This is a genomic window from Chryseobacterium sp. TB1-D10 (assembly GCF_059803555.1).
Map to the genome: position 1 here is coordinate 38,485 of NZ_JAPFHB010000013.1, position 20,999 is coordinate 59,483.

Genomic DNA, 20,999 nt, shown 5'->3' on the forward strand with positions numbered 1-20,999 from the left:
TATTCGGAAATTTTGTCTGATAATTTTAAAAATTCAACAAAAGAATACTTTTTGCGATAAGCTATTCGAATTAAATGATTGATAAAGCATTAAGAGAGCTAACCTTAAAAATTACTTTCTTAATGTTTTTTTAAATAATCAAAATCATCTTTTCAACACTTAAAAATGAACAGAATTTGATACAGACTCTAATAAATAATCACTTAATTCTTTAATCATTTAATAACAAAAAGATATGAACTTAAACCAATATACCGTAAAATCACAGGAAGCCATCCAGGCCGCTCAGCAAGTGGCGATGGAATTTGGCAATCAGCAAATAGAACCTCAACATCTTTTGGAAGGAATCTTTCAAATAGATGAAAATATATCGCCTTTTTTATTAAAGAAATCTGAAGCAGATGCCACTTTGGTAAGAGAGCGCAACCGCGAAAATTTAGAAAAACTTCCAAAAGTGCAGGGTGGAAATATTTACCTTTCACAATCAGCGAACAAAGTTTTGCTTGATGCGCCCAACATCGCTAAAAAAATGGGTGATGAATTCGTAACGATCGAACATTTATGGCTTTCGCTTTTGGAAACAAATTCTGAAGTTTCGAAAACGTTGAAAGATATGGGCGTAACCAAAAGTCTTTTGGAAGGCGGAATTAAAGAATTAAGAAAAGGAAGTACTGCAAATTCTGCCAGTTCAGAAGAAACGTACCAGTCTTTAAAAAAATATGCTAAAAACTTCAACGAATTAGCCGCAGAAGGAAAATTAGATCCCGTAATCGGTCGCGATGAAGAAATCAGGAGAGTTTTACAAATTCTATCAAGAAGAACAAAAAACAACCCGATTCTGATTGGTGAACCTGGAGTTGGTAAAACCGCAATTGCAGAAGGAATTGCACACAGAATTATTTCCGGAGATATTCCTGAAAATCTGCAGGATAAAACTTTGTACTCTTTGGATATGGGTGCATTGATTGCCGGTGCAAAATACAAAGGTGAATTTGAAGAGCGTTTGAAATCTGTTGTGAATGAAGTTATCAAATCAGAGGGACAAATTATTCTTTTCATCGACGAGATCCACACTTTAGTAGGAGCTGGAGGCGGTGAAGGCGCAATGGATGCTGCAAATATCCTAAAACCTGCTTTGGCAAGAGGAGAATTAAGAGCAATCGGTGCAACCACTTTAAATGAATATCAAAAATATTTCGAAAAAGATAAAGCCTTAGAAAGACGTTTCCAGAAAGTAATGGTGGAAGAACCTGATACGGAATCTGCGATTTCTATTTTGCGTGGAATTAAAGATAAATATGAAGCTCACCACAAAGTAAGAATCAAAGACGAAGCAATTATTGCGGCGGTGGAAATGTCTCAACGATATATTTCAGACCGATTTTTGCCGGATAAAGCGATTGATTTGATTGATGAAGCTTCGGCTAAGTTGAGAATGGAAATCAATTCAAAACCTGAAGAACTGGATGTTCTCGACAGAAAACTGATGCAGATGGAAATTGAACTGGCAGCCATTTCAAGAGAAGGAAATCAAACCAAAATCGATCATTTAAAAGAAGATATTTCGAAAATTTCTGAAGAAAGAAACGAAATCAATGCTAAATGGCTGAAAGAAAAACAAAAATCTGAGGATTTAACATCCATCAAAAAAGATATAGAATCTCTGAAACTGGAAGCAGAAAGAGCTTCAAGAGCAGGAGATTATGCGAAAGTTGCTGAAATTCAGTACGGAAAAATTAAAGAGAAGGAAGATGCTTTGCAAAAACTTGAATTAGAAATGCAAAATCATCAGAATGAATTGATTAAGGAAGAGGTAACCGCAGACAATATCTCAGAAGTAATCGGAAAATGGACAGGAATTCCTGTTACAAAATTACTTCAATCTGAAAGAGAAAAATTATTACATCTTGAAACCGAACTTCACCACAGAGTTGTTGGTCAGGAAGAAGCGATTGAAGCGGTTGCAGATGCCATTAGAAGAAACAGAGCCGGATTAAGCGACGAGAAAAAACCAATTGGAAGTTTCTTATTTTTAGGAACAACCGGAGTGGGTAAAACTGAGCTGGCAAAAGCTTTAGCTGAGTTTTTATTCGACGACGAAAACAATATGACGAGAATCGATATGAGTGAATATCAAGAGCGTCATTCTGTTTCTCGATTGGTTGGTGCGCCTCCGGGATATGTTGGGTATGATGAAGGTGGTCAATTAACGGAAGCAGTGAGAAGAAGACCGTATTCAGTTGTGCTTTTAGATGAAATTGAAAAAGCGCATCCTGATGTTTTCAACACATTGTTACAGGTTTTGGATGACGGTCGTTTGACGGATAATAAAGGTAGAGTTGTGAATTTCAAAAACTCGATTATCATTATGACTTCAAATCTGGGTTCACATATTATTCAGGAGAATTTTGAAAATATTACAGAGGAAAATCAGGATGAAATTGTCGCTAAAACTAAAATTGAAGTTTTTGATTTATTAAAGCAAACGCTTCGTCCGGAATTTCTGAACAGAATTGATGAAACGGTGCTGTTCCAGCCTTTAAGAAAAAAAGAAATCGGAAAAATCGTTCAGTATCAGTTGAGAGGTTTCAATGATTTGTTGCTGAAAAGAAATATCATTATGACTGCAACACAAGATGCCTTGAATTATTTAACTAACAAAGGTTACGACCCGGTTTTCGGAGCAAGACCTTTGAAGAGAGTCATTCAGCAGGAAGTTTTGAATAAATTATCCAAAGAAATCCTCGCTGGAACCGTGAATGACGGTGACAGAATTACGCTGGATTATTTTGACGAAACTGGGTTGGTTTTCAGACCGGTGGAATAAGTTTTAATTTTTTCATATATATATTTATTTAAAATCCTTTTCTCGAATAGAGAAAAGGATTTTTTGTTTACTAATGAAATAAATCAATCTTAATTAAATTGAATCCTATTATAAATTACTAAGGAATTATTTTTTCTTCCTTTAATTTTTGAAATAGATCTGTAAAAGAATCAAGTGTGTTTTGATAAGATGTAAATCCCAGTTTCCTGCTTTTTGCCATATCAGTCATTACCTCAATTGGTCTTCCAAGATCCAGGTCTGTATGCCAGGCGGAGGCTATTCTGGATAGATTATTTTCTTTAAGAGCATACTTTTCTGCCATGTTTTCCCAAAGTTTCGGGTCGTTTTGAAGTTCTTTTTCGAGAGGTCTTATTTCGTCGTCAAATCCTTGGGACCCAATTTGAAAATAATCTGCAATCTTTTCCCACAGCCATTTCCATCGGAAAATATCGCCATTTGTAATATTGAAAGCCTGATTTTTAGCTGTGTCTGTTGTAGAAGCCCAGATCAATTGTTTGGCGAGAATTCTGGCATCGGTTACATCAGATAAGCCATTCCATTGTGCAGACGATCCCGGAAAGATGAATTTCCTTCCGGTTTCTTTACAGATGCTTGCATAGATTGCCAATGTAGTTCCCATATTCATGAGATTGCCAACAGCGTATCCGATAACGGTATGTGGTCTGTGAATACTCCAGGTAAAGCCATCTCTTTCAGCAGCTTCATAAACTGCATCTTCCTGAGCATAATAGAAATTTGGATATTCCAAACGTGGCTGTTCTTCCCGCAACGGTGTTTCCGGCAAAGATTCTTCCTTAGCATAAGCTTCAAACGGACCTAGATAATGTTTCAATCCAGTAACCAAAGCCACGTGTTGAATGCTTTTTTGAGGAGATAAGACATTTAATAAATTTCTGACAAGTGCGCTGTTGACTTTAATATTCTCTTCCTCGGTATCATTCCGCATCCAGGTGGTAAAAAATATGTGAGTAGGAGCGATGTTTTCCAAAGCAGCTTTTAGGTTTTCTTCGTCCAGCAAATCCGCTTTTACAGGAATCAGTCCCGATATATTTGAATTGGGATTTCTTGCCAATCCGTATGTTGTCCAGCCACTCGTAATCAATTCCTGAGCAAGATTGCTTCCGGTAATTCCGGTAGCGCCAACGACTAATGCAATTTTTTCCATAATAAATTATTTGACTGCAAAGTTACCGGCATTAAAACCGAAAAAACTTGATGTAGATCATGAGTTTGATGTAGTCTTAATATTTATTGATGAGAGATTTTCTTTCTGATTCTGCTGACAGTTTCCGGGCTGAGACCAAGGTAAGAAGCGATTAAAGCATGCGAAAGTTTTTGAGTGATGTTTGGGTTGCTTTCTACCAACTGTAGATATTTTTCTTCTGCGGTAAAATTATTAGAAATGACCAATCTGTAATCTTTTGTGACCAGACTGTTTTGATAAAGAATCCTGAAATACCGATCCATAATGGGAATTTTTAAAGTCAGTTCTTCATAATTTTCCCGACTTAGCAGTAATAATTCGGATTCTTCAATTGCATCAATATTGAGGAAGGCTTTTTCCTGATGAAGGAAACTATTGAAATCTGAAATCCACCAGCCTTCAAACGCAAATAGATTAATTCGCTCATTACCTCTCTCATCCAGAATGTAAGATTTGAGAATGCCTTTGCTTACAAAAGCTAAATTTTTGCAGATTTCGCCTTCTTTCAATAGGAACTCTTTCCTGCCAAGTTTTTTTTGAGTAAAAAATGATTTCAGTAATTCAATTTGATCTGCATTAATATCAACTTTCTCCTGAATGTAGGTTATTAAAACATCAAACATAAATCAGTTTTGAAATAATTAGCATTTATATATTTGTGTAAAGTTATCGTTTATAATTTGCTGGAGTGGTAATTTTTATCAGGATATTTATTATCATTTATCTTTTTATTTTTGCATTACATAATATTAGTCCTTTCTCAAAATGAGCGATAACTTTTCTAATCATCATCAGATCGCAGTAGTTTCAACTTTTTCGGATCTTGTGCATTATAATTTTCAGGATCCTGTAAATGCCGTATGCTGGGAAAGAAATATTGTTGGTGATTTTCAAGAAATTGTATCAAAACTTAGATTGTCAGAAAACATTACAGAAGTCACAAGTGATGATCTTTTAGCGCTTCAATTATCAGCGAACGGTCATTATGCGAGAGAAATTATTTTAAATGATCTGGAATTATTAAGTGATTTTGGAGCATTGCCTTCACTCAATTTGATTAAAAATTATGATCGTGATGAAGAATTTGATTTCATTTCAACGGATGTCTATTCTTATCACGTAGATCGTTCGCCTGTAGGAACCAGTACTTTTTTATGCACTTATTATGGTGCTGCCAGTGATATTTTGCCAAATAATCAGGCAATACCAAAAACTCAGATCCCCGAAATCCGGCAAAAACTTAAAGATTTACATGACGGCCCGGAAGAAGAATTTGAAACTTTTTTGGAGGAAAATTATTTTAATCTTCATTATCAACCCAAATCCGATGCGCATTCAATTAATTTAGGTTTAGGTCGCCTTTGGAGACTTGCTGTAGAATATCCTGGACAGAAGGTTTTACCCTGTATTCATAGGGCGCCTGTAGAAAATAAAGATGAATATCGGTTACTTTTAATCTGCTAAACAGATCACTACTGAAACTTAAAACAAAAAAACCGGAAGGTAAATAAAATTTACTTTTCCGGTTTTGTAGCCTATAGGGGAATCGAACCGCTGTTGCAAGAAAGAAAATCTTGAGTCCTAACCACTAGACGAATAGGCCCTGGTTTTTATGGACTGCAAAAATAAAGACTTTAAACAGTTAAAACAAATTGTTTCTGTCTATTTCAGTTTTTTCTCAATTACAGTATTCGTAATACCTCTGTTTTCAAGGTCTTTCTGCGCTTTTATGGCATCTTCCAGAGACTTGTATTTACCGTAAGTATAGTAGAAAACACCGCTTTCTTTGTTTCGGATCATATCCGGAAGTGTTTTCATAATTGTAGATTTAGAATCTAATTTTTCTTTCCCTGCATATATTTCCAAAGTGTAATAACCTATTCCTAAAGTTTGATTTGGAACAAAACTGATCGCCATAGAATTTCTGAATCCGGCATCTTTAGCTGTTTTTAGATTCGTATCCCTTACAGAAGCGAAATTTGTAGTTCCGTAATAATATTTATAGGATCCGTTTTCTTTGATTGGCAAGATGTATTTCAAACCTTTTAATGCGGGATCTTCATCGTTGTATTTGTTAGGTGTACTCATCAGAAGTATTCTGAAATCATTCTTCAACGGTTGCTCGGCAGGTTTTTCCGGCTCAAGTTCTTTGACGTTTCTGTCTACCAGTTTTTTGTAGCTTACAATAGCATTATAAATACTTTCTGCAATCGTTTGCTGGCCTTCTTCTGTAGAAATGTAATGTGCGTCGTCATAATTATTTACAAAACCAGTTTCAATCAAAATAGAAGGCATTGCGTTCATTCTCAAAACGTGTAAGTTTTCTTGTTTCACACCGCGAGACATTCTTTTGTCTTTTTTTACGAAATTATCTTCTACCAATCCACCAATGATAAGGCTCGCCTCCAGATATTTACTCTGCTGGATTTTGAGCGCAATAAGAGATTCCGGAGAGCTGGGATTGTACGAGGCGAAATTTTCTTTATCCTTTTCATCCAGGAAGATTACGTCATTTTCTGCTTTTGCAACATCCAGATTCGCTCTGTTTTGGTTGGGACCTTGTACAAAGGTCTCCGTACCCTGTGCTGTTGCGCTTTTACTTGGCGAAGAGTTAACGTGAACAGAGATGAAAAGATCCGCTTTGCTTCTGTTCGCCAGATCGGTTCTGTATGTAAGAGACGGATATTCGTCTATTTTTCGGGTATAGATAACTTTGTATTCTTTGTTTTTCTCCAGCATTCTTCCCAATTTCAGAACAATGCCCAATGTTACATTTTTTTCCTGAACAGAGCCAATGTCTGGATAGTTTCTATTAGCTCCAATGTCGCTTCCACCGTGGCCTGCATCCAGAACCAGCGTGAATTTTTTCTGCGAATAAAAGCAGCTAAAACTAATAAAAAACGTTAACAGAAAAAAAAATTTATTATAAAGTGTTGACCTAATCATTTTAATCTTTAAAATTTAATTAATTTTGAACCCAATTTCAGAATGACTGCCTTGGCTCGAAGTATTTTCAAAAGTATATTACTAATTTTAAATATCCTAATTTTTAACAATATTTTAGCACAAAATGTGCCCCAAAATACTGATAAAAAAAATGATGTTCGGGATTCTATCAGTATAACCAAAGATTCCTTAGGAATAAAAAAAGATACCATCATCCCAAAAGAACAGCTGGAGGATGTTGTCAAGATGAAAGCGGAGTACAAAACCAGTTCTTCTATCTCCAACAAACAGACTACCCTCCAAAAAAATGCACAGATCATCTATCAGGATATGCAGATAGATGCAGATTATATCAGATTCGAATGGGAGACCGGAAAGATCTACGCAAGGGGAGAGCAGGACAAAAATGGTAAAATCATCACACCAGCCGTAGCCACCCAAGGCGGTAAAAAGTTTGAGTACAGCGAGGTTATCTATAATATTAAGACCAAGCAGGCAATTGCCTTCAATGCGAGAACAGAGGAGAGCGAAGGTGTAATCGTGGCTCAGAAAACAAAAAAATACAATGATTCTGTATTTGTAATGAGTCGTGCAATGTACACAACAGACGAGTACTTCCTTAAAAAGAAAGATTCTCTGGCAGATTATCATATGTCTGCAAGGATGATCAAACTCCTGAAAGGAAAAGATAATGCACAGATCGTCACAGGACCTATCCAAATGTATATTGAGCAGGTTCCGACTCCTTTAATATTACCATTTGCGATTCTTCCTTTTTCTGATAAAAGATCAGCCGGGATTTTGATTCCGAGTTTTGGAGAGCGTCAGGACGTTGGATTCTTTCTTAATGGATTGGGTTACTATCAGCCAATTGGCGATCATTTTGATCTGAAGATTTTAACAGATATATATACCAAAGGAAGCTGGAACCTGAAACCGGAACTTAATTACCTCAAAAAATACAGATACTCGGGTAATTTTGCAGCCGATTATGGTTATACAGTTCGTGGTATCAAAGGTTTGGATGACTATTCCAGAACAAAAACTTTCAGGATTGCCTGGCGCCATTCTCAGGATTCGAAATCTAATCCATATCTGACCTTCAATGCAAGTGTGGATATTGTGAGTACCAAATTCTACGACAATACGGTCAACAATAATTATATCTTCAATCAGAATGTTCTGAACACGCAGCAGACTTCCAGGGTGAATCTTACCAAGAGATTTCTGAATCTTCCGGTTACCATCAGTGCGAGTATGTCGTACAACCAGAATTTTGCGACAAAGGTGACAGATCTCCGCTTGCCAGATATGACGGTTGCCATCAATCAGTTTTATCTTTTTAAACCAAAAACAGGGGTAAGATCCGGATTGCTGGAGAACATCAATGTCAACACAGGTTTGGCGCTTAGTAATTATGTAACCACAACGGAAGATAAACTCTTCAAAAAAGAAATGTGGGACGAGCTGAAAACCGGTGCGAAGAATAATATCTCCTTATCTACCAATACCACGGTTGCTAAATTTTTCACCTTCAGTCTGTCAGCGAATGCAGATAATGTGCTTACGACCAAAACTTTGGAAAAACGTTATAATCCACTGACGAATCTTGTAGAGGATAACTATAATAAAGGGATTGCGGGATACTCCACCTTCTCTACCAGTGCCAGTTTGCAAACCGTGCTATACGGACAGAAAAACTTTAGCAAAACCTCACCAATCGTCGCTATACGTCACGTGGTAACACCTAGTATGAGTTTTACCTATTCTCCGGATTTTGGCGAAAAGAGCTGGGGCTATTTCAGAAACTATTCTAATTCCCGTGGCGAGATGACGCCTTATTCTATCTTTGATAATGGAATTTATGGTGCGCCAACCTCCGGTCTTACACAGAGTGTCGGATTCAATATTACCAATAATCTGGAGATGAAAATCAGATCCAAATCAGATTCTACAGGTGTCAAAAAAGTAAAAATATTTGAAAACCTGAATGTCTCCGGAGGTTACAACTTCGCAGCCGAAAAGTATAAATGGTCGGTTTTCACGGTCAATGGTCAGTCTTCGTTCTTTGATAATAAACTGAACGTCAATACCAGCCTTACATTGGAACCCTACAGGATTGCCTTCACAGATGGAAGTGATGTTGGCGTGAGAACAGAAGATTTCGGTCATTTTAGTCTGCAGGGTTTCAACCTACAGTTGTCTTACCCTATGAGTGAGGCCATCTTCGGGAAGAAAGAGGAACTCTCGAAAAAATATAAAAAGAAAGGGGAAATCCGGAATGAGAATTATTTCTTTGATGATGATAATTATGCACATTACACGCCTACCTGGACCTTAAACGTGAATGCAAATTATTCATACACAAGAAGTCTGTCCAGATTTGGTAATAAAGTTGCAACACTTGGATTGGACGGCAGTATAAAACTTACCCCATACTGGAATATCAACGGAAGTACGAATTATGATATTGAGCAAAAAGCCCTTGGCTACACACGTCTTGGGTTTGCCAGAGATCAGCGTAGTTTTACCATCACATTCAACTGGGTGCCGTTTGGACAGTATAAGGTTTATGATTTCTTTATCGGGATCAAAGCCAACATTCTGAAAGACGCTGTGAAGTACAAGGAGAGGAGTTTTACCCAGCCGAACAGTACTTTTTAGGATTTAATGAAAATTTGTATAGTTTTGTAAATTAATAATAGAAAATGAAGAAGATCATTCATACGCCGGAAGCTCCGGCTGCAATCGGGCCATATTCTCAGGCAACATTGGTTAACGGAACCTTATACATCTCAGGTCAGATTCCGGTAGATCCGGAAAACGGTAAATTGGTAGAGGGCATCCAGAAAGAAACACATCAGGTAATGAAAAACCTGAAAGCGATTTTGAAAGCTGCCGATATGGATTTCAGTAATGCCGTGAAAGCTTCTATTTTCCTGAAAAATATGGATGATTTTGCTGAGGTGAATGAGATCTACGCTTCATACTTCGAAAATGAAATTTATCCGGCGAGAGAAACTGTTCAGGTATCTTGCCTTCCTAAAAATGTAGATGTGGAGATCTCTATGATCGCCTTCAAAGATTAAACATGAATTTCTGTAGGAATACCATCGGTGTTTTGGCTGGCCTGGCAGTCGCTGCTCTCATTATCACATTGGGGATAAAGATAGACTCCTCGTGGGTGACCTACAAACAGTTTGCGCCGTTTGACCATTGGGAAACGCTCTTAAGATCTGTTCAGCACAAGGATTCCTTTTTTGTAGCACTGTTGTTCTTCGGTGGGTTGGGTGTTACGTTTGGTGGTGTAGTTACGGCTATCATTGTAAAGTATGCGAAAGTTGCTTATGCTATTCTGATAGGCTTCATTATGCTGTTCATTGCGATGCTGGATATTATCATTTATCCTTATCATCCTGTTTTCTACAAGATCTCAATCTTTCTGATCTTCTTCCCATTCTCCTGGATCGGCGGAAAGATAACCGAAATCATCTACAAGCGGCGGGAAAAACAAGCAAAACTTTTACTCAAAAATAAAAAACCACAAGCCTAGGCTTGTGGTTTTCCGTTGTATAGTTAGTTTTAATAAATTTCTAGTAAGCCGTCTCGTGTACTTTCACCGCTCTTCCGCTTGGGTCATTGGCGTTTTTAAAAGCTTCGTCCCATTCCAAAGCAACTGGTGTAGAACAAGCTACAGAAGGAACAGAAGGAACGCAACTTGCAGCAGAATCACTTGGGAAGTGGCTTTCGAAGATCGTTCTGTATCTGTATTCTTCTTTGCTCATCGGTACATTGATCGGGAATCTGAATTTCGCGTTTGCCATCATTTCGTCCGTCACTTCGTCTTCAGCGACTTGTTTCAAAGTATCAATCCAGGAATAGCCAACACCGTCGCTGAACTGCTCTTTCTGTCTCCACGCAATACTTTCCGGCAATAGATCTTCGAAGGCTTTTCTAAGCACCCATTTCTCCATTCTTTCCGGTGTAATCATTTTATCTTTCGGATTGATGGTCATTGCGATGTCCATAAATTCTTTGTCAAGGAACGGCACGCGACCTTCGATTCCCCAGGCCATCAGAGATTTGTTGGCTCTAAGACAATCATATAGGTGTAGTTTTCCTAATTTTCTCACCGTTTCTTCGTGGAAAGCTTGTGCAGATGGCGCTTTGTGGAAGTATAGATAACCTCCGAACAATTCATCAGAACCTTCTCCCGAAAGCACCATTTTGATTCCCATCGATTTGATGACTCTTGCCAGAAGATACATCGGTGTGGACGCTCTGATCGTCGTTACATCGTAAGTTTCCAAGTGGTAGATTACATCTTTGATGGCATCAAGGCCTTCCTGAACTGTATATTTGATCTCGTGATGAACAGAGCCGATATGATCCGCTGCTTTTCTTGCTGCTGCCAAATCCGGAGAACCTTCCAATCCAACAGCAAAACTGTGCAGTCTCGGATACCAGGCTTCCTGCGTGTCGCCACTTTCGATTCTTTGTCTCGCATATTTTGCTGTAACGGCTGCAATGATGGAAGAATCCAAACCGCCGGAAAGTAAAACGCCGTAAGGCACATCACTCATCAGCTGTCTGTGAACGGCTTCTTCCAGTCCTTTTCTGATGGCGGCGATATCTGTTTCGTTGTCTTTTACATTATCAAATTCCGTCCAGTCTCTTTTGTACCATTGTTGTAACTCTTGTCCGTCTTTGCTGTAAAGGAAATGACCTGGTAAGAATTCTTCGATTTTGTTGCAAACGCCTTCCAGAGATTTCAGTTCAGAAGCCACGTAGAAACTTCCGTTTTTGTCCCAACCCATATACAAAGGGACAATTCCCATGTGATCTCTGCCGATGAGGTAAGCATCATTTTCCTCATCATATAAAGCAAAAGCGAAAATCCCGTTTAGTTTTTCAAGGAAGTTTTTGCCGTCTCTTCTGTATAAAGCTAAAATAACTTCACAGTCAGACTGAGTCAGGAATTCATAAGCCGGGAATTCTAATCTGAGTTCCTGATGGTTATATATTTCGCCGTTTACTGCTAAAGCAACTTTATTATCTTTTGTGAATAATGGTTGTTTTCCTGATGTAGGATCTACAATTGCCAATCTCTCGTGAGAGAAGATGACGTTGTTGTGTTGGTATATTCCTGACCAGTCCGGACCTCTGTGTCTTATTTTTTTGGACATTTCCAGGATCTGAGGTCTTATCGCTTCATTTTTTTGTTTGGTGTCAAACACACATACAATTCCACACATTATTTTATTTGTTTTTTGATTTTGATTAAAATTATAATACAAAAGTAAGCCTGGAAAATTTAAAAATGAAATTATTTTTAGTTTTAAATTAAAATTCACCAGAAAAAAAATTTAATTGCTTTATTATATTCCGATTATTAATTAAAATAAATCACAATTCTTTATTTTTTATAGGTTTGCGCTCGTTTGCTGTTATTTTTTATCCAAATAGAAAATTAATAATAATAATTTTATTAATGATTAAAAAAAATTACAATAAAATACTTTTTTTAACATAAATTTAGTTATTTAAAATAAAGTTCACTTTTTATTAGGATAGTTTAGAAAAATTGTACGATTTTTGTAACGAAAATTGTATTGTAAATGTGAGGTAAGTAATTACTTCAAATACATTTATAATTTTTTTCATCATTTGTGTTTTTGCCCTCTTATTTTCATTAGTAAGAGGGTTTTTTGTGCAATCGATTTTGCCAGCCAATATTTAAGATTTAACTTTGTCAATAATCTAAAAAAAGTAAAAAATATGTCAACTTACGTAGTTGTAGGTCTTCAGTATGGGGACGAGGGAAAGGGAAAGATCACAGATGTCTTATCGGCAAAGTCAGATTATGTTGTTCGTTTCCAGGGCGGAGACAACGCTGGTCACACAGTTTATGTAGGCGATGAGAAATTTGTGCTGCATCTTTTGCCTTCCGGTGTTCTCCAGTGCAAAGGCAAGTGTATCATCGCAAATGGTGTTGTTGTAAATCCGAAAGCTTTTGTAAAAGAGATCAATCAGATTGAAAGCAAAGGAATGAGAACAGACCACGTTTTTATTAGCAGAAGAGCGCACGTGATTATGCCTTACCATATTTTGCTGGACACTTACAGAGAGGAAGAACAAGGCGGAACGCAGATTGGAACTACTAAAAAGGGAATAGGACCTTGCTACGAAGACAAAATTGCAAGAATCGGAATCCGAATGATTGATCTTTTGAATCCTGAAGTCCTGCGAGAAAAAATAGAGAAAAACTTAAAGACAAAGAATTCACTTTTCGAAAAATATTTTGAGAAGCCAACTTTGGATGTTGAAGAGATCTACCAGGAGTTCATCGCTTTGGGTGAATTACTGAAAGACAGAATTGTAGATACAGAACTTGAAATAAATGAAGCGATAAAAGAAGGCAAAAATATTCTTTTCGAAGGTGCTCAGGCTTTGATGTTGGATATTGATTTTGGAACTTATCCTTATGTTACTTCGTCCTCGCCTTCTACTGGTGGTGTTTGTACAGGAGCGGGCGTTCCGCCAACAGCCTTGCAAAACCTGATTGGTGTAGCAAAAGCTTACACAACAAGAGTAGGAAACGGTCCTTTCCCAACGGAACTGGACAATGAATTGGGAGAAAATATCAGACAGATCGGTGCTGAATTTGGTGCTACCACCGGAAGACCAAGAAGAACAGGCTGGCTAGACTTGGTTTCTTTGAAGCATGCTTGTATGATTAATGGTATTAATAATTTAGTAATTACCAAGTTAGATGTTCTTACCGGAATTCATCCTTTGAAAATTGCTACAAAATATAAGACTGAAGACGGAAAAATTATCGATTATTTTACTTCGTCTACGACTAAATTGTACGATTATGAACCGCAATACGAAGAATTGGAAGGTTGGGATGAAGATATTACCAATGCAAGAACTTACGACGAGCTTCCTGCCAATGCAAAGAAATATATTGAATTTATAGAAGAGCATCTGGGAATTAATGTTTATTTGGTTTCCGTAGGTCCAGAGCGTTCCCAGAATATCATTAGAAAAGAACTTTTTTAAAGATTATCCTTAAAAATAAAAAGAAAACCGGAATAGAAATTCCGGTTTTTTTCATTTGTGTTTTTGTTTTTTTTTGAAAATTGCATCACCAGATGCGTTTTTGAAATGTGTTTGTGTTTTTAATTATGGTGCAATAATATACATTTTCATAATCAAGCAAAAATATTTGGATATATTTCGTTTACTCACATATACTCACAAGCTCTAAAAGTTGTCCAAAAAAGCTTATCTATCTGACCATCATATTGGTTTATTTGTAAAATAAAATTTAGAAATTGTTTATTATATATAGATTTATATCTGTTTCTGAGGGGATATCCAGCTTTCTGCGTATTCTGTATTTCTTGTTTTCAATGGCTCTTACAGTAGAATTAGTTGCAATTGCCATTTCTTTTGTGGTAAGATTTAATTTTAATAAGGCACAAATTTCCAATTCAGAAGAAATCAGATTAGGAGAAACTGCCAAGAGCTTGTCAAAGAAATCAGGAAACTGAGATTTGAAATAGGTAATAAACAAAGAATTCTTATTCATCGCCAGCTCATATAATTCTCCCGAAAAACTTATTTTATCTGTTTTCTGAATGATGGCGTTCAGTTTTTCTTTTTCGATATAATATTTAACAAGCATTTTTTCCTTTCTGTAGATAAAATACATCCCGATGAAAGTGCAGAATGTAATCTCAATGATCTTATAAACTCTCACGTACCATTGTTCCAGTGAAGATAGATTTTGACTGAAATAATTACTCAGGTAATAATCGGTTCCCGCATTGATTAGAAACCAGATAAGGTATGATGTAATCAGAAAAACGATGATCCATTTGTCTCTTATATGATCAAAAAAAAATGAAATGGCAATGGTGAGAGAAACGTAGGATAGATAATTCATACAGCCCTCACCCGAAATAGTGTCAAAGTAAAAGATGAAAATTCCCAATACAAAAAATAGAATCATTAGCAGATTTCTGTTGAATCTTATTTTGTCCGGAATTAATATCGTACAAGATATAAATATTGCCGCCAGTGCAAAAATCAAAAGATTTACATATTCTTTCAGAAACAGATTGAGAAATATATTGCATACCAATAAAAAGATCAGAGCCAATGTATAAATATCAAACAGAAAACTCTTTTCATATTCTATTTCATCTTTGGACGATTGCCTTTTTTTTGTAATAAGAGAAGATATATAGTTCATGTTTTTATTTGGTTATTAATATTTTTTCATCAGATATGTTGGGCAAACCCTCGATTTTAATGAATTAATTTAAAACAATTTGATATCAGTATTTTTATTATTAACAAATTTTAACAAATAATATTTTATTTTGGAATCATAATTGAAAAGACTACTTCATAATTCACTGTTTGTGAAAAAATAAACGATTATGAAAAAGTTATTTTTAACAGGATTTGCAGCCACTTTACTGTTAACGTCTTGTAATAAAGACGAAAAAGTGCAAACTGCATCACTTGAACAGCAAAAATTAGACTATCAGGCAAGACAAATTGATTTGGAAAAACAAAAACTTGCAATAGAAAAGGAAAAAATATCTTTCGAAAAACAAAAAGACAGCCTCAATAAGATTGAGGAGGAGAAAGAGGCAGATAGAAAAGCGGAAGCTAACAGAGTAGCTAGAAGATCTACACCTAAAAGAAATTCATCTTCCGGTAATTCCGGCGGTGGTTCATCTTCTGGTTCCACAGCTTCCAATTCCGGATCATCTGGATCTACAGGAACTACGGCAACTCAGAAAAAAGGATGGAGTAGTGCTGCAAAAGGTACTGTGATAGGTACTGTTGGCGGAGCTGCTGCCGGAGCTATTATCTCTAAGAAAAATCCAGGTCTGGGGGCTGTAATTGGTGGTGTTGCTGGTGGAGCGACTGGCTACACAATTGGTAGAGCGAATGACAGAAAAACAGGTCGAGTTCAGAAGTAAATTTTCTTCACACATATATATTAAACACGGAAAGATTGCTTATTTTTAAGCAATCTTTTTTATGCTTTCAATTTTCTTCACAGTTTTGATGTTGCTCATAGTTAATTTCGGGAACGGAATTATCATTAGAAACCTGCTTAAAATTAATAATCAGAGTTATGTTTTGATTTCTTTTTTAGGAATTATCGGCATTACATTTCTGGAGACAATAATTGCATTTTTCCTTCCTTTGAATTCAAACCTTGAAGTTCTCTTTATTCTAATTGGATTGGCTGGATTTGGTTCGTTTCTTAGAGATGAAAAATTGTCACAAATCAAATTTAAATTTGATTTTTGGTTCTATTTCTTTTTACTGATTATCATTTTCTCTGGTTCATTTTCGCCATATCTCTTTGATCATTACAGTTATTACGTTCCCACGATTTCATATTTGAAGGAAGTTGGTTTCGTAAAAGGGATTTCGAACCTTGATCTTCTGCTTGGACAAACTTCGTTCTGGCATATTTATCAGTCAGGATTTTCTCATTTTCTGGATCCGTTTTTGAAGATTAATTGTTATTTATCAGTTCTGTTTCTGATTTATATTTATGAGCGGAAACAGTATTTTTTATTAATATTCCTACCTGTATTTTTAATTTTTGTTCAGCAGCCAAGTCCCGATTTACCAATTTTAATTATCACATTAATTATCATTAATGAATTGATTAACAGGCGAGATAGTCAAATTATTCTATGTTTATCACTGTTTGCATTTTGCATCAAACCTATTGTATTTTGGTTACCGCTTTTAATGATATTAAATAATTTTAATCAAAAGAATTTCAGTTTCAAATTTATAATTCCCATTTTCTTTTTTGGAATTTTAGTAATCATAAAAAATCTCTGGCTGTTTGGATTCCCAATTTTTCCAGTTTCTTTTATAGATTTCAATTTGCCTTGGAAACCGAGTGGGGAAATGCTGAATTATTCTTCTCAAATCGGTTTGATGAAGTCTTATGATATGAAATATTCTTATCAACAAGTTATTGGATTTGGTTTTTTTGATAAAATCTACCATTGGTTCACCATTGGTTATAAAACTATTTTAAATATTGGAGTCATTATTTCATTATTGATTATTTCATTTTATGCATTTAAGAAAAAGAACAAATTTTATTATATATTGTTATTTTTCTTAATATTAAAATCGATTTTAATATTTTCATTTTCAGCGCAATACAGGTTTTTTATTGATGTTTATTTGATTGCCATATTTTTATCGATCAGGAATTTTTCAGAACAGAAAGCAGTTTTTACAGCCGTTTTCATCTCCATTTTTATTGCAGTGGTTTTTACATTTCCAGTTTTTGTTCAACAGTTTAATTTGGGGGAACGAATGTCAGATTTCAGTTTTTCTCAATTTTATAAACCAGCCGGAATCAATTTAGTTAATGCCAATAAAACCTACAAAATCGGGAATTTCAACTTCAAAGTTTCTAAACAGCAAAGGGACAAAGTTCATTATCCGTCACTTAATTTTTACGATCTCAAGCTTTATGATTACTACGGCGTTTTCCCTCAATATTTTGGAAAAGATTTCAAAGACGGTATTTTTCAAAGGAAATTAAACGCTGAAGAGAAAATTCAATTGAAAAAAATCATTGCCGAAACCGAGAAACTCAAACCATAATTCCCTTAATTTTTCTTTATCTTTGACTACAAACTTTTAGTTTGCTTATTCCTCATTTTTAATTATTAATTAACAAAATGCCCGATTTTTTACATCCCGATAAAGAGAACTATTCCAATGACGATTTGATTCAGGAAGAAAAGATCCGTCCGCAGAGTTTCAATGATTTTGCAGGACAGAGAAAAACTTTGGATAATCTGGAAGTTTTTGTTGCAGCTGCCAAGAATCGTGGCGGCGCACTGGATCACGTTCTATTACACGGCCCTCCAGGTTTGGGCAAAACGACTTTGGCGAATATTATCGCTAATGAATTGGGCGTTGGTTGCAAAATAACCTCAGGTCCGGTTTTGGATAAACCCGGAAGTTTAGCGGGATTACTGACGAATCTTGAAGAAAATGATGTTCTATTCATTGATGAAATCCACAGACTTTCTCCCATTGTTGAAGAATATTTGTATTCCGCAATGGAAGATTACAAGATTGATATCATGCTGGAAAGCGGTCCAAATGCACGTTCTGTACAAATTAGTCTGAATCCTTTCACTTTGGTTGGCGCAACCACACGTTCCGGAATGTTGACAAAACCAATGCTCGCCAGATTTGGAATTCAGTCAAGATTAGAATATTATACGATAGAACTTCTTGGAATGATTATCGAGAGAAGTGCAAGAGTTTTGGGCGTGACGATCTACGAAGATGCGGCGCTTGAAATAGCCAGAAGAAGCCGTGGAACTCCAAGAATTGCTAATGCATTGTTGAGAAGAGTTCGTGATTTTGCAGAGATCAAAGGCAACGGCGAAATCGAAATTAATATCACAAAATTTGCTCTGAATTCTCTCAACGTAGATGAATTTGGTCTGGATGATATGGACAACAAAATTATGCGCGTGATGATTGAGAATTTCCGCGGAAAACCAGTAGGAATCTCAGCTTTGGCAACATCAATTGCTGAAAATCCGGAAACTTTGGAAGAAGTTTATGAACCATTTTTGATTCAGGAAGGTTTTATCATCAGAACGCCGCGAGGCCGTGAAGTCACCGACAAAGCATACAAACATTTGGGAATTGCGAGGCCTAAGAATCCTGGTGAATTGTTTTAAAAATTTACTCGGATTTAAAGTCAGAAATCAGCATGTTTATTCCAAAAATTTATAAAAGTGAAGATCATGAATTGATGAAGAAAATCATCAGTGAGAATGCATTTGCACTTTTAATTTCCGATAAAGAAAGATTGTCAGCAACACATTCTATGTTTTTGTTGAATGAAAATGATGGCAATTTTTACCTAGAAACGCATATTTCTAAAGCTAATTTTCAAGCCAAATTTTTGAAAGACGGCGATGAAGTTTTATGTGATTTTCTTGGCGCTCATTCTTATATTTCATCATCCTGGTACGAAAAAACTAATGTGTCAACCTGGAATTATAAAGCCGTTCAAATTCGTGGAAAAGTAAAATTGATGAATGATGAAGAGTTGTATGAACATTTGGAAAAGCTGACTTTCAAATATGAAAAAGTTCAGAAATGTCCAATGTTTGTGGAAAATATGGGTGATGATCTGGTTAGAAAAGAAATGAAAGGTGCTTTTGGGATTAATATCATTCCTACAGAAATCCATATCGCAAATAAGCTAAGTCAAAACAGAAATGACGAGGATTTTGAAAATATTATTCTTAATTTAGAGCAATCAGATTTTGATAACAGTAAAAAAATTGCAGAGCTGATGAAGGAAAACCGAAGTTTGACTTAACAGTTCTCTCAAAATAACAATATTTATGAAACTATATCCAATCCAGTGCGGGAAATTTAAATTAGACGGTGGCGCAATGTTTGGCGTTGTTCCGAAAACGCTTTGGGAAAAAGCAAATCCAGCTGACGAAAAAAACCTTATCGAATTGGGAACGCGTTCTCTCCTTGTAGAAGATGGCAAAAAGTTAATCCTTATTGATTGCGGACTTGGAAACAAACAAGACGAGAAGTTCTTCGGACATTATTCGCTTTGGGGAGACGATTCTATGGATAAGAATTTGAAAAAATTCGGTTTTGTAAGAGATGATATTACGGATGTTTTTTTGACGCATCTTCACTTTGATCATTGTGGTGGTGCAATAGAATGGAATGATGATAAATCTGGTTACAGGCCAGCGTTCAAAAATGCAAATTTCTGGACGAATGAAAATCATTGGAAATGGGCAACAGAACCAAACCCGAGAGAGAAAGCAAGTTTTTTGAAAGAAAACATTTTGCCAATGCAGGAAAGCGGACAACTTAACTTTTTACCCTTGCCAACAACCGGGAATTATGGATTTGCGCCAGACTTAAAAATGGATGTCATTTTTGTAGATGGCCATACGGAAAAGCAGATGCTGCCAGTTCTGCAATATCAGGAAAAGACTATTGTTTTCGCAGCAGATCTCATCCCTACTGCTGGTCATATTCCGCAGGTTTATGTAATGGGTTATGACACGAGGCCGATGCTGACAATGGAAGAAAAAGGGAAATTCTTGAAACAATGTGTAGATAATGACTACCTTTTGTTTTTTGAACACGATGCACACAACGAACTGGCAAGTCTAAAGATGACAGAAAGAGGCGTGAAGCTGGATCAGACCTTTAGTTTTAATGAAATTTTTGGATATTAAATTATGGAAATACAAGATATAAATCAAAATCAGGAAGATATTCCTCCTCCCAGGATCATTGGGTTGACAGGCGGAATTGGATCGGGAAAAACTTCCGTTGCTAAGTTATTGGAGCAAAAAGGTTTTCCTGTTTACTATTCGGATGATCAGGCAAAAAACATTGTCAATATTGATTCTGAATTAAAAAGCGCAATCATTTCTCTTCTGGGCGAAGAAGCTTACGTAGAAGGGAAGTATAATAGAAAGTTTGTTGCGGAAAAGGTTTTTAATGATTCCGAACTCTTGGACAAACTGAATCATCTAATCCACCCGGCTGTAAAACTCGATTTTGAAAAATGGGTTGCTGCTCAAACATCAGAATTTATCTTCAAAGAAACAGCATTACTGTTCGAATTGAAGTTAAATGAACAATGTTACAAATCTCTCCTGGTGACTGCCGATGACAATCTGAGGATCAAAAGAACGATGGACCGGGACAACAAAACATACAGAGAAATTGAAACAATAATGCAGAATCAAATGCCGGAAAAAGATAAAATTAAACTGGCAGATTTTGTGATTTATAATAATTCTGACAGAGAAAATCTGGAAACTGAAACTGATATTTTTATCACAGAACTTAGTTAATCTCACACTTATATTAAAAAAATCCCCGAAATTAACTTTCGGGGATTTTTTATTTAAT

17 protein-coding genes and 1 tRNA gene are annotated in these 20,999 nt (G+C 36.0%); 12 read left to right on the plus strand and 6 right to left on the minus strand.

Annotated features, from left to right (window positions below):
* Window positions 1–235 precede the first annotated feature (235 nt).
* A complete protein-coding gene (gene clpB, locus OPU68_RS16125) occupies window positions 236–2,827 on the plus strand; it encodes an ATP-dependent chaperone ClpB (RefSeq protein ID WP_498474985.1) in 2,592 nt (863 codons plus the stop codon).
* Window positions 2,828–2,945: 118 nt separating this feature from the next.
* Here the strand turns inward: clpB and OPU68_RS16130 are convergent, their stop codons facing one another.
* A complete protein-coding gene (locus OPU68_RS16130) occupies window positions 2,946–4,013 on the minus strand; it encodes an SDR family oxidoreductase (RefSeq protein WP_498474986.1) in 1,068 nt (355 codons plus the stop codon).
* Between the two features lie 83 nt (window positions 4,014–4,096).
* Window positions 4,097–4,675, minus strand: a complete 579-nt coding sequence (locus OPU68_RS16135; protein WP_498474987.1) for a Crp/Fnr family transcriptional regulator — start codon at window positions 4,673–4,675, stop codon at window positions 4,097–4,099.
* Window positions 4,676–4,817: 142 nt separating this feature from the next.
* Between OPU68_RS16135 and OPU68_RS16140 the strand changes: the two genes are divergently transcribed.
* Window positions 4,818–5,516 (plus strand): DUF1826 domain-containing protein, encoded by a 699-nt coding sequence (locus tag OPU68_RS16140; protein WP_498474988.1) that lies wholly within the window; start codon window positions 4,818–4,820, stop codon window positions 5,514–5,516.
* A gap of 67 nt (window positions 5,517–5,583) precedes the next feature.
* On the opposite strand, the gene OPU68_RS16145 is transcribed toward OPU68_RS16140, so the two are convergent.
* Window positions 5,584–5,655 (minus strand) — tRNA-Glu (locus tag OPU68_RS16145).
* Between the two features lie 59 nt (window positions 5,656–5,714).
* On the minus strand, window positions 5,715–6,998 hold the full coding sequence (locus tag OPU68_RS16150) for an N-acetylmuramoyl-L-alanine amidase family protein (protein ID WP_498474989.1): 1,284 nt from the start codon (window positions 6,996–6,998) through the stop codon (window positions 5,715–5,717).
* A 42-nt stretch (window positions 6,999–7,040) separates the two neighbouring features.
* Between OPU68_RS16150 and OPU68_RS16155 the strand changes: the two genes are divergently transcribed.
* The 3 genes from OPU68_RS16155 to OPU68_RS16165 are packed head-to-tail and all read left to right on the plus strand — an operon-like array spanning window position 7,041 to window position 10,551.
* Complete coding sequence (locus OPU68_RS16155; RefSeq protein WP_498474990.1) at window positions 7,041–9,662, plus strand: putative LPS assembly protein LptD; 2,622 nt, start codon at window positions 7,041–7,043, stop codon at window positions 9,660–9,662.
* A gap of 44 nt (window positions 9,663–9,706) precedes the next feature.
* On the plus strand, window positions 9,707–10,087 hold the full coding sequence (locus tag OPU68_RS16160) for a RidA family protein (RefSeq protein ID WP_498474991.1): 381 nt from the start codon (window positions 9,707–9,709) through the stop codon (window positions 10,085–10,087).
* Between the two features lie 2 nt (window positions 10,088–10,089).
* The gene (locus OPU68_RS16165) at window positions 10,090–10,551 is read left to right on the plus strand and encodes a hypothetical protein (protein ID WP_498474992.1); all 462 of its coding nucleotides are present in this window, start codon (window positions 10,090–10,092) and stop codon (window positions 10,549–10,551) included.
* A gap of 40 nt (window positions 10,552–10,591) precedes the next feature.
* Here OPU68_RS16165 and asnB read toward each other — a convergent pair whose 3' ends face one another.
* Entirely contained in the window at window positions 10,592–12,253 is a 1,662-nt protein-coding gene (gene asnB, locus OPU68_RS16170) for an asparagine synthase B (RefSeq protein ID WP_498474993.1), read from the minus strand.
* 523 nt (window positions 12,254–12,776) lie between these two features.
* Here asnB and OPU68_RS16175 point away from each other — a divergent pair.
* Window positions 12,777–14,063, plus strand: a complete 1,287-nt coding sequence (locus tag OPU68_RS16175) for an adenylosuccinate synthase (protein WP_498474994.1) — start codon at window positions 12,777–12,779, stop codon at window positions 14,061–14,063.
* Between the two features lie 268 nt (window positions 14,064–14,331).
* On the opposite strand, the gene OPU68_RS16180 is transcribed toward OPU68_RS16175, so the two are convergent.
* On the minus strand, window positions 14,332–15,261 hold the full coding sequence (locus OPU68_RS16180) for a helix-turn-helix transcriptional regulator (RefSeq protein ID WP_498474995.1): 930 nt from the start codon (window positions 15,259–15,261) through the stop codon (window positions 14,332–14,334).
* Window positions 15,262–15,451: 190 nt separating this feature from the next.
* On the opposite strand from OPU68_RS16180, the gene OPU68_RS16185 reads away from it, so the two are divergent.
* The 6 genes from OPU68_RS16185 to coaE all read left to right on the plus strand — a co-directional run bounded on the left by OPU68_RS16185 (window position 15,452) and on the right by coaE (window position 20,941).
* The gene (locus OPU68_RS16185) at window positions 15,452–16,003 is read left to right on the plus strand and encodes a glycine zipper domain-containing protein (protein ID WP_498474996.1); all 552 of its coding nucleotides are present in this window, start codon (window positions 15,452–15,454) and stop codon (window positions 16,001–16,003) included.
* Between the two features lie 61 nt (window positions 16,004–16,064).
* Window positions 16,065–17,672: an LIC_10190 family membrane protein gene (locus OPU68_RS16190; protein WP_498474997.1), complete on the plus strand. Its 1,608-nt coding sequence runs from the start codon at window positions 16,065–16,067 to the stop codon at window positions 17,670–17,672.
* A 77-nt stretch (window positions 17,673–17,749) separates the two neighbouring features.
* Window positions 17,750–18,772, plus strand: a complete 1,023-nt coding sequence (ruvB, locus tag OPU68_RS16195; RefSeq protein WP_498474998.1) for a Holliday junction branch migration DNA helicase RuvB — start codon at window positions 17,750–17,752, stop codon at window positions 18,770–18,772.
* Window positions 18,773–18,804: 32 nt separating this feature from the next.
* Window positions 18,805–19,422, plus strand: a complete 618-nt coding sequence (locus OPU68_RS16200; protein ID WP_498474999.1) for an FMN-binding negative transcriptional regulator — start codon at window positions 18,805–18,807, stop codon at window positions 19,420–19,422.
* Window positions 19,423–19,447: 25 nt separating this feature from the next.
* Window positions 19,448–20,314, plus strand: coding sequence for an MBL fold metallo-hydrolase (locus OPU68_RS16205; RefSeq protein WP_498475000.1), 867 nt, complete (start codon window positions 19,448–19,450; stop codon window positions 20,312–20,314).
* 3 nt (window positions 20,315–20,317) lie between these two features.
* Window positions 20,318–20,941 (plus strand): dephospho-CoA kinase, encoded by a 624-nt coding sequence (coaE, locus tag OPU68_RS16210; protein WP_498475001.1) that lies wholly within the window; start codon window positions 20,318–20,320, stop codon window positions 20,939–20,941.
* Window positions 20,942–20,999: the final 58 nt, after the last annotated feature.